The 13,873-nt window shown below is 73.6% G+C and carries 12 protein-coding genes; 7 read left to right on the top strand and 5 right to left on the bottom strand.

The features are described from left to right. Positions 1-7: 7 nt before the first annotated feature. Both Q0863_RS09075 and Q0863_RS09070 read right to left on the bottom strand, forming a co-directional pair. Positions 8-2,176: an EAL domain-containing protein gene (locus Q0863_RS09075; RefSeq protein WP_298577408.1), complete on the bottom strand. Its 2,169-nt coding sequence runs from the start codon at positions 2,174-2,176 to the stop codon at positions 8-10. A 273-nt stretch (positions 2,177-2,449) separates the two neighbouring features. Further along, entirely contained in the window at positions 2,450-3,868 is a 1,419-nt protein-coding gene (locus Q0863_RS09070; protein WP_298577406.1) for a coniferyl aldehyde dehydrogenase, read from the bottom strand. A gap of 50 nt (positions 3,869-3,918) precedes the next feature. Here Q0863_RS09070 and Q0863_RS09065 point away from each other — a divergent pair, with 50 nt between their 5' ends. The 7 genes from Q0863_RS09065 (at position 3,919) to Q0863_RS09035 (ending at position 11,305) form a co-directional block, all read left to right on the top strand. Beyond that, entirely contained in the window at positions 3,919-4,467 is a 549-nt protein-coding gene (locus Q0863_RS09065) for a gamma carbonic anhydrase family protein (RefSeq protein WP_298577404.1), read from the top strand. Between the two features lie 121 nt (positions 4,468-4,588). Next, positions 4,589-5,272: an RDD family protein gene (locus tag Q0863_RS09060; protein WP_298577802.1), complete on the top strand. Its 684-nt coding sequence runs from the start codon at positions 4,589-4,591 to the stop codon at positions 5,270-5,272. Next, positions 5,269-6,303 (top strand): stage II sporulation protein M, encoded by a 1,035-nt coding sequence (locus Q0863_RS09055; protein ID WP_298577403.1) that lies wholly within the window; start codon positions 5,269-5,271, stop codon positions 6,301-6,303. Before Q0863_RS09060 ends, Q0863_RS09055 begins: the two co-directional genes overlap by 4 nt. Then, positions 6,293-7,858, top strand: a complete 1,566-nt coding sequence (locus tag Q0863_RS09050) for a DUF4129 domain-containing protein (protein ID WP_298577401.1) — start codon at positions 6,293-6,295, stop codon at positions 7,856-7,858. Before Q0863_RS09055 ends, Q0863_RS09050 begins: the two co-directional genes overlap by 11 nt. After that, positions 7,855-8,973, top strand: coding sequence for a DUF4350 domain-containing protein (locus tag Q0863_RS09045; protein ID WP_298577399.1), 1,119 nt, complete (start codon positions 7,855-7,857; stop codon positions 8,971-8,973). Before Q0863_RS09050 ends, Q0863_RS09045 begins: the two co-directional genes overlap by 4 nt. Beyond that, the gene (locus Q0863_RS09040; protein WP_298577397.1) at positions 8,970-9,959 is read left to right on the top strand and encodes a MoxR family ATPase; all 990 of its coding nucleotides are present in this window, start codon (positions 8,970-8,972) and stop codon (positions 9,957-9,959) included. Before Q0863_RS09045 ends, Q0863_RS09040 begins: the two co-directional genes overlap by 4 nt. Further along, positions 9,956-11,305, top strand: coding sequence for a DUF58 domain-containing protein (locus Q0863_RS09035; RefSeq protein ID WP_298577396.1), 1,350 nt, complete (start codon positions 9,956-9,958; stop codon positions 11,303-11,305). The genes Q0863_RS09040 and Q0863_RS09035 overlap by 4 nt, the downstream gene beginning before the upstream one ends. A gap of 130 nt (positions 11,306-11,435) precedes the next feature. On the opposite strand, the gene aroE is transcribed toward Q0863_RS09035, so the two are convergent. The 3 genes from aroE to Q0863_RS09020 form a co-directional block, all read right to left on the bottom strand. After that, the gene (gene aroE / locus Q0863_RS09030; protein WP_298577394.1) at positions 11,436-12,275 is read right to left on the bottom strand and encodes a shikimate dehydrogenase; all 840 of its coding nucleotides are present in this window, start codon (positions 12,273-12,275) and stop codon (positions 11,436-11,438) included. Between the two features lie 145 nt (positions 12,276-12,420). Beyond that, positions 12,421-13,410, bottom strand: coding sequence for a porphobilinogen synthase (hemB, locus tag Q0863_RS09025; protein WP_298577392.1), 990 nt, complete (start codon positions 13,408-13,410; stop codon positions 12,421-12,423). Positions 13,411-13,470: 60 nt separating this feature from the next. After that, a complete protein-coding gene (locus tag Q0863_RS09020) occupies positions 13,471-13,713 on the bottom strand; it encodes a hypothetical protein (RefSeq protein ID WP_298577801.1) in 243 nt (80 codons plus the stop codon). Positions 13,714-13,873 lie beyond the last annotated feature (160 nt).

Here is a 13,873-nt window from a genome sequence, read left to right as displayed (position 1 = left end):
CCGCGCACTATGACACAGCCGGTCCGGCGTCCCCGCCGCGCAGCAGCCGCTCGGCCGCGTCCACCTCCAGCGGCCGGCCGAGCAGGAAGCCCTGGCCGTCGTCGCAGGCCAGTGCGCTCAGCTCGGCCAGCTGTTCGGCGTCCTCGATGCCGGCACCGACCACGCTCATGCCCAGGCCATGCGCGGCCGCGATCACGGCGGCCACGACGTCGCGCTGGCGCAGGCCGGCGAAGCGTCCGAGCTTGACCACGCCAACCGGGATCCGCGACAGCCGCGCCAGCGACGTCACCGAGGTTCCGAAATCGTCCACCGCCAGTTGCACGCCCACCTTGCCCAGCTCGCCCAGGGTGGCCTCGATGCGCGGACCCTCTTCGACGAGGTCGCGTTCGCTGATTTCGAGGCGCAGCTGCGCAGGCGCCAGGCCGTGCGCGGCCAGCGCCTCGCGGACCTGGTCGGCGAAGCCGATGGCCCGCAACTGGCTGCCCGACACGTTCACCGCCATCACCAGCGGCTCGCCCGCCGTATAGGTCGGGGTGGCGGACCACGCGGCAAGCCGGGCGCAGGCGGCATCGAGCACCCACGCACCGAGCAGCCCCATCAGGCCCAGTCGCTCGGCGGTGGCCAAGAAGTCGCCCGGCAGCAGGGTGCCGCGTGCCGGATGCTGCCAGCGCAGCAGGGCCTCGAAGCCCAGCAGGCGCCGGTCTTCGAGCGAGAGCATCGGCTGGTAGGCCAGGGCCAGCTGGCCGCGCGCGAGTGCGTGCTGCAGGTCGATCTCGAGCTGCAACGGTCCCTCGGCGCGGTCGTCCGCCGCCGCGTCGTAGACGTGGAAACCGTTGCGGCCCTGCTGCTTGACCCGGTACATCGCGGTATCGGCGCGGCGCAGCAGGTCGGTGGCGCTGACCGCCGCATCCCCCGCCACGGCGACGCCCACGCTGGCCGAAACGCGCAGCTGCACGCCGGCGCCGACGCGGAACGGCTCGGCCATCGCGCTCACCATCCGCGCGGCGATCTCGCGCACGCTGGCATCCGACTGGACGTTCTCGCAGAGCACCACGAACTCGTCGCCGCCCAGGCGCGCGACGGTGTCCTCGCGCCGCCGCATCGCCGCGAGGCGCCTGGCCAGCTGTACCAGCAGCTCGTCGCCCACCTCGTGGCCGTAGCTGTCGTTGACCGCCTTGAACTGGTCCAGGTCGACGAAGACCAGGACGACCCGGCCAGTCGAACGTCCCATCCGAAGCAGCGCCTGCCCGAGCCGGTCCATCAGCAGGTAACGGTTCGCCAGGCCGGTCACCGGGTCGTGCATCGCCTGGTGCGCGAGCGCCAGCTCGGCGCGCTTGCTGGCGGATACGTCGCGCGTGGACGTGAGCACGCCGATGACCGCGCCGTCCTCGCCGGTCTCGGGCGACAGCGTGGTGTGGAACCAGCCCTGGCTGCCGTCGGGGTGCTGCATGGAGAACTCGTGCTCGCCGCGTTCCCCGGTCGCCAGCACGCACCGCAGGGCCTCCTCCCACGAATCGGCCGACTCGTGCGCAGGGCCGACCTCACGGTCCGTCCGCCCCACCAGCTCCTGCAGCGACTTGCCGCGCAGGCGCTCGCCGGCCGGGTTGATGTAGCGGTAGGTCAGGTCCGGTGCGTACTGGGCGATGGCATCGGCCGAGCCATTGAGCACCGCGCGCAGCTGCGCCTCGACGCGGGCCAGGCTGGCGCTTGCCGCGGCGGAAGCCTCGGCCAGGCGCACCGTTTCCTGTTCGGCCAGCACCCGGCGGGTGATGTCGTGGGAGATCCCGAACGTGCCGACGATGTGGCCGCCCGGCGCGTACAGGGGAAACTTGCTGGTCGAGACCCAGCGCATGCTGCCGTCGGCGAAGCTCTCGCACTCTTCCTTGTTCACCATCGGGGTGCCGGTGCGCAGGATCTGCTGCTCGTCCGCCAGCGCGCTGGCCGCGTGTTCCTCCGCGAACAGGTCGAAATCGGTCAGCCCGCATACCTGCTCCCGGGTCAGCGCGTGGCGGTTGGCCATGCCCAGGCTGACGCGCAGGAAGCGGCTCTGCAGGTCCTTGAAATAGATCACCTCGTCCGACGCGTCGAGCAGGTTGCGGATCCAGATCCGGTCCATGGCCGCTTCATCGGGAAGACCGGTGGTGGTGGGCGGGGTGCCGGAGGTCCGGGAACTCATCGTGCGTCCTGGGGTTGTCGTGCCGGGCGCGCGGATCCGCCCCCGGGGCGGCAAGGGTAGGACGGGCGCGGTCGCGTTCGCGTGGACGCGGGCGCGGGTGGGCCGGCGCGTGGCGCCGGGTGTGCGGGCCGGGCCGGGAGCGCCCGCTGGCGGCAGAGCAGGGCAACGGGCATGGGCAGTCGGCAGAGGGTCTCGCCGTCGTTAACGGCGCGCCTGCCACCGGCTTGAATCGGCGCGGCCCAGCCGCCTTCGGCCGTTGCGCGGGCGCCGGGCTCAGCGCGCCAGCCAGTCGATCAGTCGCGCCACCTTCGCGTACGGCGGCCTGAGCAGGTCGCTGCCGGCGCGGCGCGGCTGCCACAGGACGGACAGCTGCTTGCTCATCGCATCGAAGCCGGCACGGCCGTGGTAGGCGCCCATGCCGCTGGCGCCGATGCCGCCGAAGGGCAGCGCATTGACGCCGAAATGCACCAGCGTGTCGTTGACGGTGACGCCGCCGGCCAGGGTGCCGCGCAGGATCCGCTCGACGCTGGCGCGATCGTCGCTGAACGGATACAGCGCCAGCGGCCGCTCGCGCGCATTGACGAAATCGATCGCCTGCCCCAGCGACTCCACGCGCAGCACCGGCAGGATCGGGCCGAAGATCTCCTCGCGCATCAGCGCGCTGTCCGGGTCCGGATCCAGCACCAGGGTCGGCGCGAACAGACGCGTCGCGGGATCGTGCGCCTCGGCCAGCGGCAGCACCGCGTGGCCGTGCGCGCGGGCCTCGTCCAGGTAGCCCTGCAGGCGCGCGAACTGGGCGTCGTTGATGATCCGGCTGTAGTCGCCGGACTCGCGCAGTCCGTCGTAGCGTGCGGCCACCTCGGCCCCCAGCGCCTGCGCCAGGGCGTCGCGGCGCGCGGCGTCGCCCACCAGCAGCACGTAGTCGGGCGCGATGCAGGTCTGGCCGGCGTTGAACCACTTGCCGGTCGCCAGCCGCGCGGCCACGCGTTCGACCGGGATGTCGGCGCAGACGATCGCCGGCGACTTGCCGCCCAGCTCCAGGGTGAGCGGGGTGAGGTTGGCCGCGGCGGCGGCCATCACCTTGCGCCCGACCGCGGTGGAGCCGGTGAACACCAGATGGTCGAACGGCAGCGCGGCGAACGCCGCGCCCACCTCGGCCTCGCCGGTGGCCACCGCGACGCGGTCGGCCGGGAACACCTGCGCCAGCAGCGAGCGCAGGAACGCGGCGCTGCGCGGGGTGTGCTCGGAGGGCTTGAGGAAGACGTGGTTGCCGGCTGCGATCGCGGTGGCCAGCGGCACCAGGGCCAGGTTGACCGGGTAGTTCCACGGCGAGATCACCCCGACCACGCCCACCGGCTCGCTGCGCAGCTGCGCGCGCGCCGGCCAGAAGCGCCAGCCCACGCCGACCCGGCGCGGCCGCATCCAGCCGCGCAGGTGGCGGCGCAGGTGGTCGATCTCGGCCAGCACGGTCGCGCCGTCGGCCACCAGCGACTCGTGTCGCGAGCGGTGGCCGAAATCGGCCGCGATCGCGTCGGCCATCTCCGGCAGGCGCGCCCGCAGCGCCTCGCGCAGGCGGCGCAGGTCGTCGCGGCGCTGGGCCAGGTCCGGCCGGGTCCGCTGCCAGGCCCCGCGCAGGCGGGCCAGGGTCGGGGCGAGGTCGGCGGCGGGCGTGGCGTCGGCAGGCGCAGGCATGGGGGCAGTGTAGACCGGGCCGTTCGCGCGCCAGGCCCTACAATGGCGCCATGACTTCCCGCCTGCGCCCCTTCCGCGGCCGCCTGCCCGAACTGGGCGAACGCGTGTTCATCGATCCCTCCGCCCAGGTCATCGGCGACGTGGTGCTGGGCGACGACGTCTCGATCTGGCCGATGACGGTGATCCGCGGCGACGTCAACTTCATCCGCATCGGCGCGCGCAGCAACCTGCAGGACAGCGTGGTGGTGCACGTGAGCCACGACGGCCCGCACCTGAAGGACGGCGGCTTCGCCACCGTGATCGGCGAGGACGTGACCATCGGCCACCGCGCGATCATCCACGCCTGCCGCATCGAGGACGCCTGCCTGATCGGCATGGGCGCGGTGGTGATGGACGGCGCGGTGGTGAAGAAGCACGGCTTCGTCGGCGCCGGCGCGCTGGTCCCGCCGGGCAAGGTGGTCGGCGAAGGCGAACTGTGGCTGGGCAACCCGGCGCGGCTGGTGCGCAAGCTCGACGATGCGCAGATCGAGGCGCTGTATTACAGCGCGCAGCACTACGTCCGGCTCAAGGACGACTACCTGCTCGACGCCTCCCGCTGAGCGGGGCGCTCGCGTACAGTAGCCCCGTGCACGGGGAGCAGCGCGGACAATGCGGGCGCAGGAAGCTGGACGCAGGGACGCGCGTGCCGGACGCGGCGACGTGCGCGGGCGTGGCCCGCTGATGCTCGATACCGTCCGCGAGATCCACACCCCCGAAGGCGTCGCGCTGCGGCTGCCCGCGGCCGGACCGGTGCCGCGCGCGCTGGCCTGGCTGATCGACCTGTCGATCCGGTCCGGCCTGCTGCTGCTGGCCGCGACCGTGTTCGCCCTGCTGGGGCGGGCAGGCATGGGCCTGTACCTGGTGCTGCTGTTCCTCGTGGTCTGGGCCTATCCGGTCGTGTTCGAGGCGACGTGGCACGGGCAGACGCCCGGCAAGCGCGCGATGGGCCTGCGCGTGGTGTCGGCCGATGGCGCGCCGGTGGGCTGGATGGCCTCGTTCCTGCGCAACCTGATGCGCACCGTCGACATGCTGCCGTTCGGCTACGCCTTCGGCCTGGCGTCGAGCCTGGCCGATCCCTGGAGCCGGCGCCTGGGCGACATCGTGGCGCGCACGATGGTGGTGCACGCACCGGGCCGCGGCCATGGCGCCGCGCTGCCGCCGGCGGCGGCCGTGGCGCCCGCGGTGCCGCTGCTGCCGGGCGAGCAGGCGGCGCTGATCGCGTTCGCCGAACGCGCGCACACGCTCACCCCGCAGCGGCAGGAAGAGCTCGCCGGCATCGCCGCGCCGCTCACCGGCATGTCGGGCGAGGCCGGCGTGTGGCGGCTGTCGGCCATCGCCCAGTGGCTGCTGGGGCGGCGCGCATGAGGCAGGAAGCGTTCGTCGCCCGCCACGAGACCGAGTGGCGCGGGTTCGAACGCTGGCTCGATGCGCGTGGCGCGGCGCGGCGCGGGGAAGGCGTGCCGCGCGACGAGGAGATTCCCACCCGCTACCGGCGCCTGTGCCAGCAGCTGGCCCTGGCGCGCCGGCGCGGCTACAGCCCGCAGGTGACCGAGCGGCTGCAGGCGCTGATGCAGCGTGGCCACGACGTGCTCTACCGCGCCCCGCCGCCGCCGTGGCGGCGCGCGTGGCGGTTCCTGGCAGCCGATTTCCCGCGCCTGGTGCGCGCCCAGCGCGGCTGCCTGTGGCTGGCGGCGGTGCTGTTCGTCGGGCCGACGCTGGCGCTGTTCCTGGCCGTCCAGCAGTGGCCCGAGCTGGTGCACAGCGTGTTCGAGCCGCAGCAGCTGGCGCAGTTCGAGGCCATGTACGACCCGGCCGACACGCGCCATCGGATCGGCCGCGAGAGCGGCAGCGACCTGGCGATGTTCGGCTACTACATCTACAACAACGTCAGCATCGGCTTCCGCACCTTCGCCTCGGGCCTGCTGGCCGGGGTGGGCACGGCCTTCGTGCTGGTGTTCAACGGCATCGTGTTCGGCGTGGTCGCCGGCCACCTGCAGGCGATCGGCCACGGCGATCCGTTCTGGCGCTTCGTGGCGGGGCACTCGGCGCCGGAGCTGAGCGCGATCGTGATCGCGGGCGCGGCCGGCTTGCGCCTGGGGCTGGCGCTGCTCGCGCCCGGGCGGCTGCGCCGGCTTGACGCGCTGGCCGAGGCCGGGCGCGTCGGCGCGCGGCTGTGCCTGGGGATCCTGGCGATGCTGGTGTTCGCCGCCTTCGTCGAGGCGTTCTGGTCTTCGACCGGCTCGATCCCGGCGCCGGTGAAGTTCGGCGTCGGCGCGCTGCTGTGGGCGCTGGTGCTGGGCTGGCTGGCGTTCGGCGGGCGGGGCGATCCGGAGATGCCGGTGTCCCGCCATGGCGGGCGGCGGGAGAGCAGGAAGGAACCAGCGCGTGCGCCTTGACCAGGTCCGCGTCGAACTGCGCCCGCGCTCGCCCTGGGAGGCGATGGAGCTGGGCAATGCGCTGGTGCGCCGCCATGCGCGCGCGATCTGGCGGCCATGGGCGCTGGCGACGCTGCCGGCGTTCGCCCTGCTCAACGCCGCGGCCTGGGCGATCGATGCGCTGTGGCTGGCGGCGCTGGCGATGTGGTGGCTGCTGCCGCTGTTCGACCGCATCGTGCTGTTCGTGCTGTCGCGCGCGGTGTTCGGCGATGCGCCGGACACGCGCCAGGCGCTGGCCGCGCTGTGGCGTGGCGGCTGGCGCGGCGCCGTCGCGCGGCTGGGCTGGCGCCGGCCCAGTCCGTGGCGTTCGATCGCGATGCCGGTGGAACTGCTCGAGGGCGTCGCCGGCGAGGCGCTGTCGCGCCGTCGCGCGGTGATCGTCGACGGCATCCAGGGCCACGCGCTGCTGCTGTCCGGCGTCTGCCTGCTGTTCGTGGTCGTGCTGCTGGTCTCGCTGCTGGCCCTGGTGCTGATGTTCGTGCCCGAACAGCTGCTGTCCGAGTCGGCGCGCGCGATGTGGACGCTGGTCACCGAGGATCCGCCGCGCATCGCGCAGTTCGCCTTCAACGTGGCGCTGTGGCTGGCGTTCTCGGCGGTCGAACCGTTCCATGTCGGCGCCGGCTTCGGCCTGTACCTCAACCGCCGGGTGCGGATCGAGGCCTGGGACATCGAGATCGTGCTGCGCCGCATGCAGGCGCGCCTGGCGCAGGCCGCGCTCGTGCTGCTGGCGGTGGCCGCGCTGCCGCTGCTGGCGCCCGTGGCCGGAGCCCAGGTCGGGCCGCGCCTGCAGGAGCCGCGCGGGCAGGCCACGCACCAGGCGGTGAAATCGCCCGAGCTGCAGGCGCGCACGCGGCCGACGCTGCCGCGCGTGTTCGGCGAGGAGGCGGTGGTCGACCACGCGCCGTTCCGCCAGGCGGTCAAGCGCGCCTACGAAGATCCGCTGCTCGCGCGCAGCCGCACCGAGATGACCTGGCAGCCGCGCAAGCAGCAGGAGCGCGCGCCAAGCGAGCCGCCGGGGTGGTTGCGCACGTTCGGGCAGCTGCTGGCGGTGGTGGGCGAGTTCGGCCTGTGGATCCTGCTCGGCCTGCTGCTGCTCGCCCTCGCGCTCACCGCGCGGTACTGGCTGCCGTGGATGCGCGGGGTCGCGCCACGGCGGGCGCCGGACAGCGAGGTGACCACGAGCGTCGCGCCCGAGCCCGATGCATTGCCCGAAGATCTGGTCGGCCAGGCGCGGCGGCTGTGGCGCGAGGGTCGCCCGCGACGCGCGCTGGCGCTGCTGTACCGCGGCAGCGTCGACGCCATGGCCGCGCGCATCGGCATCGCGCTGGTGCCGGGCGCCACCGAATCCGAATGCCTGCGCGTGTCGCGGCGCATGCCCGACCCGGCCGACCGCGACAGTTTCGCGCGCATGGTCCGGGTCTGGCAGCTGGCGGCCTACGCGCAGCGGCTGCCGCGCGACGAGGAGTTCGAATCGCTGCTGGGCGAGCTGTCGCTGCGCTTCGGGTGGACGCGGTGAACCGCCTGCGCACCGCCGGGTTGGTGGCGCTGGGACTGCTGTGCCTGGCGCTGGTGGCCGCCTGGTGGAACCACAACTACCAGCGCGTGCCGGAGACGCGCGCGCTGCCGCCCGCCGGCGAGGCCGCCTACAACCCGCTGTACGCGCTGAAGCTGGCGCTGCGCGCCGACGGCATCGATGCGCAGTCGCGGCAGCGGCTCGACTTCGCGACCGCGCAGCCGGGCCCCCGCGACACCGTGCTGCTGCTCGGCGATCCACGCACCCTGGCCGCGCGCGATGTCGATGCGCTGCTGGCGTGGGTGGACGCGGGCGGCCACCTGCTGGTCACCACCCCGCGCGTCCAGCGGCGGTCCGCGCCGCGCGCGGTCGACCTGCTGGAGCGGCTGGGCCTGGACCTGCGGACGGACGAGGGCGGCTGCGAGGAGCTGCACGTGCCGGGCCAGGAGCGGCACGTGGAGTTCTGTACCGGCACGCGCTTCGTCCCGCGCGTCGACCCGCTGCTGTCCTGGGGCGACTTCAGCGCCGGCTTCGTGTACGCGCGGATGGCCCGCGGCGACGGGCTGGTCGACGTGCTCGCCTCGGCCGACTTCATGGAAAACGGCGGCCTGCGCGAAGTCCCGCACCTGGCCCTGGCGCGCCAGCTGCTCGCGCCCAACTACGGCCACGGTCGCATGCACCTGGTCTACGCGGCCGACATGCCGCCGCTGTGGCGGCTGCTGCTCGAGCGCGCCTGGATGGCCTGGCTGCCGCTGCTGCTGGCGCTCTCGGCGTGGCTGTGGATGCGCCTGCAGCGGGTCGGCCCGGCGATGCCGCCGCCGCCGGAGGAGCGGCGCTCGCTGCTCGAACACGTGCAGGCCAGCGGCGAGCACCTGCGCCGGCATGGCCTGTCCGCGCTGCTGCACGCGGCCATGCGCGACGCCTTCCTGGCGCGGCTGCGGCGCCGCGACCCGATGGCCGCCGCGCTCACCGGCGTGGCCCAGGCCGAAGCCATCGCCGCGCGCACCGGGCTGCCCGCGCCCGCGATCGAACATGCCCTGCGTTCCCCGCGACCGCGCGATGCCGGCGATTTCCGGCTGCGTGTGGCCCGACTCGTCGAGATGAGAAAACGACTATGACCGAGATCCAAGCCCCTCCCGCGCCGATCACCGGCGATGCCCTGGCCGAACGCGTCGCGCGCGTGCGCGAGGAGGTGTCGAAGGCCTTCATCGGCCAGGCCGAGGTGCTCGACCAGATCCTGGTGGCGCTGCTGGCCGGCGGCCACGTGCTGATCGAGGGCGTTCCGGGGCTGGGCAAGACGCTGCTGGTGCGGGCGCTGGCGCGCGCGCTGGGCTGCGGCCATGCGCGCGTGCAGTTCACTCCCGACCTCATGCCCAGCGACGTCAGCGGGCACGCGGTGTGGGATGCGCGCAGCGAGACCTTCAGCATGCGTCGCGGCCCGATCTTCACCAACCTGCTGCTGGCCGACGAGATCAACCGCGCGCCGGCCAAGACCCAGTCCGCGCTGCTGGAGGCGATGCAGGAGCAGCAGGTCACCATCGAAGGCCAGAGCTTCGCCCTGCCGCCGCCGTTCATGACCCTGGCCACGCAGAATCCGGTCGAGCAGGAGGGCACCTATCCGCTGCCCGAGGCGCAGCTCGACCGCTTCCTGCTCAAGGTGCTGATCGACTATCCGGCGCACGCCGACGAGGTGTCGATGGTGACCGCGATCAGCAGCGGCAATATCGCCGCCGGCTTCGCCCTGGACGAGGTGGCGCAGGTGCTCGACGCCGACGGCATCGTCGCCGTGCAGCTGGGCACCGCCGCGACGCGGCTCGATCCGGCGGTGATCGACTATGCCGTGCGCATCGCCGCGGCCACCCGCGGTTGGCCCGGCATCGCGCTGGGCGCAGGCCCGCGCGGCAGCCTGGCGCTGGTGCGCACCGCGCGCGCGCAGGCGGTGCTGGGCGGACGCGACTTCGTCACCCCCGACGACGTGCGCGACGTGGCCCTGCCGGCGCTGCGCCATCGCATCGCACTGGCGCCGGAGCTGCAGATCGAGGGCCAGGATGCCGACCAGGTGCTGCGCGCGCTGCTGGCCAAGGTGGACGCGCCGCGCAAGTGAACGCCGCCCCCGCCAACGCGCGCCCGGTGCGCCGTCGCCACCTGCCGCGGCCCGCGCCGGCCCTGGTGGTGGCCGCCGTGGCCTGGGGCCTGCTGGGCGTGGCGACCAGCATCGGCTGGCTGCCGGCGCTCGCGTGGACGCTGGCCGGTGGCGCGCTGGCCGTCGTCGCCCTGCTCGACCTGGCGCTGCTGCTGCGCACGCCGCTGCCGGACGTGGCGCGCGGCGTGCCCGAGGCGCTGGCGCTGGGCGTGGAGCGCGAGGTGCGGCTGGAACTCGAAGCCGGCGCGCGCGGCGCGCGCGTGGACGTGCACGACCTGCACCCGGGCGGCTGGGAGGTCGACGGCCTGCCGCGGCGGCTGCAGCTGTCGCCGGGGACCGTGTCGGGCTTCGGCTACCGGCTGCGGCCCAACGCGCGCGGCAGCTTCGGCTTCGAGGGCGTGCACCTGCGCCTGCACGCGCCGCTGCGGCTGTGGCGGCAGCTGTGCCTGGCCGGCGCGACGCAGCGCGTGCGCGTATTCCCCAACTTCGCGCCGTTGACGAAGTTCGCCCTGGTCAGCGCCGAACAGGCGTCGCGGATGATGGGCGCGCACATCAAGCGCCGCCGCGGCGAGGGCACCGACTTCCACCAGATGCGCGAATACCGCGTCGGCGACAGCCTGCGCCAGATCGACTGGAAGGCGACCTCGCGCGCGCGCAAGCTCATCTCGCGCGAATACCAGGACGAGAAGAACCAGCAGCTGGTGGTGGTGCTCGACACCGGTCGCCGCATGCTCGCGCGCGACGGTGCGCTGGCGCACTTCGACCATGCCCTGGATGCCTCGCTGCTGGTCGCCTACCTGGCGCTGCGCCAGGGCGATGCGGTCGGCCTGCTGGCGATCGGCGGCGAGCGCCGCTGGGTGCCGCCGCGGCGCGGCATGGCGGCAATCGACACCCTGCTGCGCGCCAGCTACGACCTCGAACCCGAGCCGGTGGCCACCGACTACCTCGCCGCCGCCACCGAACTGTCGCTGCGCCAGCGTCGCCGCGGCCTGCTGATGCTGGTGACCAACCTGCGCGACGAGGACATCGAGGACGTGCTGGCCGCGGTGCGGATGCTGCAGAAGCGGCATCTGGTGGTGGTGGCCTCGCTGCGCGAACGCGCACTCGACGAGGTGCTCGAGCAGGACGTGCCTGACGTCGCGGCCGCGGTCCGCGCCGGCGCCACCGCCCGCTACCTGGCCCAGCGCGCCGCCGCCCACGACGCCCTGCGCCGCCACCGCGTGCAGGTGCTGGACGTGACTGCCGACCAGTTGCCGGCCGCGCTGGTGGAGCGCTACCTGGCGATCAAGCGGGAAGGACTGCTGTAGCCGTCGGCAGGGTGCCCCGTCGTTGCGCCGGTGCGATCGTGGCGTCCGCTGTCGCGGACCGGGTCCGGGCGGAGCCCCAGGATCGTCCGGCCGGCCTGCGCCGCCGCGAACGCGGCCGCGACGGGCCGCCTCAGTCGGCCGTGACCAGCGCCGCGTGCCGGGCGTCCAGCTGTGCGTGGATCTCGTCGGTGTACGGGCGCACGCCGTGCCACAGCGCGAAACTCTCGGCCGCCTGTTCGACCAGCATCCCGAGCCCGTCGATCGCGCGGTAGGCGCCATGGGCGCGCGCCCAGGCCAGGAAGGGGATGGACGCTTCGCCGTAGCTCAGGTCCACCGCCACGCTGCGCATGCCCAGCAGCGACCTGGGCAGGTCCGGCAGCGTGCCGCCGCGACCGGCGGAGGTGGCGTTGATCACCAGGTCGAACTCGCCCAGTTCGTGCAGGTCGCCGATGTGGCGCGGATGCACCCGCGCCGGGTCGCCCAGGGCATCGGCGAGCGCGTCGGCGCGCTGCGGGGTGCGGTTGACCAGGTGCAGCCCGGCGATGCCGGCGTCCAGCAGCGAAGGGGCGATGCCGCGCGCCGCGCCGCCGGCGCCGAGCAGCAGCGTGCGGCGGCCGCGCAGGTCCAGCTGGTGGCGGCCGGTGAGGTCGCGCACCAGGCCGGCGCCGTCGGTGTTGTCGCCATGCCACTGCCCGTCGAGCCGGGCCAGGGTGTTGACCGCGCCGGCCCGGCGGGCGCGCTCGGTGGTGGTGGCGCTCAGCGCGAAGGCCGATTCCTTCAGCGGCAGGGTGACGTTGGCGCCGGCGCCGCCGGATGCGGCGAACGATTCCAGCGCATCGAAGAACAGTTCCGGCGTGGCGTCGATCGCCTCGTACTGCAGCACGATGCCGAGCTGGCGGCCGAAGGCGAGGTGGATCTGCGGCGACAGGGAGTGCGCGACCGGGTGTCCGAACACGGCGAACTTGCTCATGCAGCCTCCTCGGGTGGCGGTCGCCTGTCCGGCCGGCCGGGACTTCGCGTGGTCCGCCTGCAGCATAGAACGCCTGCCGGCGCGAATGCACGGCGCGGCGGGCCGGGCAACCGTGGCGGAGGGGCCGGCGCGGGGCCGGCCGGACTCAGGACTCGCGCAGCCAGCGCGCCGCGTCGAGCGCGTGGTAGGTCAGCACGCCGTCGGCGCCGGCGCGGCGGATCGACAGCAGGGCCTCGAGCGCGCAGGCGCGCTCGTCGAGCCAGCCGTTGGCGGCGGCGGCCTTGAGCATCGCGTACTCGCCGCTGACCTGGTAGGCGAAGGTCGGCACGCCGAAGCTCTCCTTCACCCGGCGCACGATGTCCAGGTAGGGCAGGGCCGGCTTGACCATCACCATGTCGGCGCCCTCGTCCAGGTCGAGCGCGACTTCGCGCAGCGCCTCGTCGCTGTTGGCCGGGTCCATCTGGTAGGTGGACTTGTCGGCCTTGCCCAGCGCCGAGGCCGAGCCCACCGCGTCGCGGAACGGCCCGTAGAAGGCCGAGGCGTACTTGGCGGCATAGGCCAGGATCCGGGTGTGGATGAAGCCCGCCTCCTCCAGCGCCAGCCGGATCGCGCCGATGCGCCCGTCCATCATGTCGCTGGGCGCGACCACGTCGGCGCCGGCGCGCGCATGCGACAGCGCCTGCTGCACCAGCGCATCGACGGTGGCGTCGTTCATCACGTAGCCGTCCGCGTCGACCAGGCCGTCCTGGCCATGGGCGGTATAGGGATCGAGCGCCACGTCGGTGATCACGCCCAGCTGCGGGAACCGCGCCTTGAGCGCGCGCACCGCGCGCTGGCACAGGCCCTCGTCGTCCCAGGCCGCGGCGGCGTCGAGCGACTTGGCCTCCGGCGCGGTCACCGGGAACAGCGCCAGGGCGGGAATGCGCAGCTCGCTGGCGGTCTCGGCCACGCGCAGCAGTTCGTCGATCGACAGGCGCTCCACGCCCGGCATCGACGGCACCGGCGCGCGGCCGTCGGCCTCGTGCACGAAGACCGGATAGATCAGGTCGCTGGCGGTGAGCACCGTCTCGCGCATCAGACGGCGCGAGAAATCGTCGCGGCGCATGCGCCGCATGCGGGTATCGGGATAGGCCATGGGCGGCATTCTACGCGCCGCCCGCGACCCGGACCCCGGACCGGATGTCCGGGTGCGGCTTCAGATCAGGCCGCCGCCCAGCCCCAGCCGCCAGATCGCCACGAAGATCACGATGCCGTTGAGGATCAGGCCGGCCTTGGCCCGGCCGCGTCGCGCGCTGCTCGTGAACAGCAGGCCGACCGCGGCGATGATCGCGCCGACCGCGGCGAACGGAATCAGCAGCCAGTTGGTGATCCCGACGATCGGAAGCAGTGCCAGGACCATCCAGATCATGGCCAGGATGCCCCAGACCAGGCTGATCATTCCCATGGTGTTCTCCGTGGTTGCAGGTGTGATGCCCGTGGACGGGACGGCGGGCGTGGGCCGATTGTGACCCAGGCGGGGTCCGGGGGTGGGCGCCGGAGGGCTTTGCGCGGGATTCCCGTGGGAGCGACCCGGGTCGCGAACGACTTCGCGCGCAAGC

Source organism: uncultured Luteimonas sp. (genome assembly GCF_947492465.1).
Taxonomy (GTDB): Bacteria; Pseudomonadota; Gammaproteobacteria; order Xanthomonadales; family Xanthomonadaceae; genus Luteimonas.
Note: the sequence above shows the minus strand (reverse complement) of the source record. Positions and strands in the feature narration are given on the sequence as shown.